Here is a 1382-nt window from a genome sequence, read left to right on the forward strand (position 1 = left end):
CCATACATAGTAAACAGTACGTTTACAGAAGTGGATGGAAGTACTTCTAATGAGATTCAGAACTTAGGACAAGTATTGACCGAAGGTAACGATGCCGGCGGAAGTGTTATTACTAATATGGGGACTCCCGTAATTGGTACAGATGCAACTACAAAAGATTATGTTGATACTGCAATTACCGCTTCTAACCAAACTGTTGTGAGTGCGGATGCTGGTAATTTAGTTGTTGCCGGAACTGACGGAGGTGCTTTTCTTAATTCAGTAAATGATGCGGATGCCGATGCAACTAATGAAATTCAAAACATTAATGAAGTACTTACTGATGGAAATAATGCAGGGGGATTAGTAATCGATAATATCGGTGCTCCTATTGATGGAAACGATGCAACTAATAAAAATTATGTAGATAATGCAATTACTGCAGCTGCAGCCGATGGTTCTGAAACTATCGTTACTGCTGGAACTGACATCAGTGTAACAGGAACTGGTACTACTGCCAATCCATACATAGTAAACAGTACATTTACAGAAGTGGATGGAAGTACTACTAACGAAATTCAAAATTCAGCTCAGGTAAATCTTAGTACTCCTTTAGACGTTGACGGGGATACTGTAAACGAAACTACTGTGCAAGAAGCTATCGCTGATCTTTCAACTGCCGTAGCTGCCGATGGAGATACAGACGCAACTAATGAAATTCAAACTGCTGCTCAAGTAGCCTTTACTCCTACTGGTAACACAACCAGTACGGATGTACAAGCTGCTATTGAAGAAATTCAAACCGAAGTAGATGGTTTTGCCGCGGTTGCTGGTCAAACTAATACTGCTTCTAACGCAGGTACAGCAGGTGTGGGTGTATTTGCAAGAAAAACAGGTGCTGATCTTGAGTTTAAAAATATCAATTCAACCTCTGGAAAAATAACAGTAACTGACGATACTGCTAACGATGAGATCGACCTAGAAATAAGTGCAAATGCCATTACTAGTACCGAACTTGCTAACAATGCAGTGACCAATACTAAACTTGCTGCCAATGCAGTAACTACTGATAAAATCCTTGATGGAACCATTGTTACTACAGATATAGCTTCTGGTGGTAACGATAAAGTTTTAACTACCAGTGCTACCGGGGTAGTAACATGGGAAGATAAAACTGCGTTGGACACCGATGCTACTAATGAAATACAAAACATTAATGAAGTACTTGCTGATGGGAATGATGCTGGTGGTTTAGCGATAGCAAATATGGCTAACCCAACTAATGCGCAAGATGCAGCTACTAAAGATTATGTAGATACTGCAATTACCGCTTCTAACCAAACTGTTGTAAGTACCGATGCTGGGAACTTAGTTGTTGCCGGTGGTGATGGAGGTGCTTTTCT

General features: G+C 40.4%; 1 protein-coding gene. It reads left to right on the forward strand.

What is annotated here, in order from left to right; translation table 11 throughout:
• Window positions 1–1382, forward strand: a 1382-nt coding sequence (locus BD809_RS15700; RefSeq protein ID WP_170251924.1) for a beta strand repeat-containing protein, incomplete at both ends; no start/stop codon positions are given.

The organism is Aquimarina intermedia, from assembly GCF_008124785.1.
Taxonomy (GTDB): domain Bacteria; phylum Bacteroidota; class Bacteroidia; order Flavobacteriales; family Flavobacteriaceae; genus Aquimarina; species Aquimarina intermedia.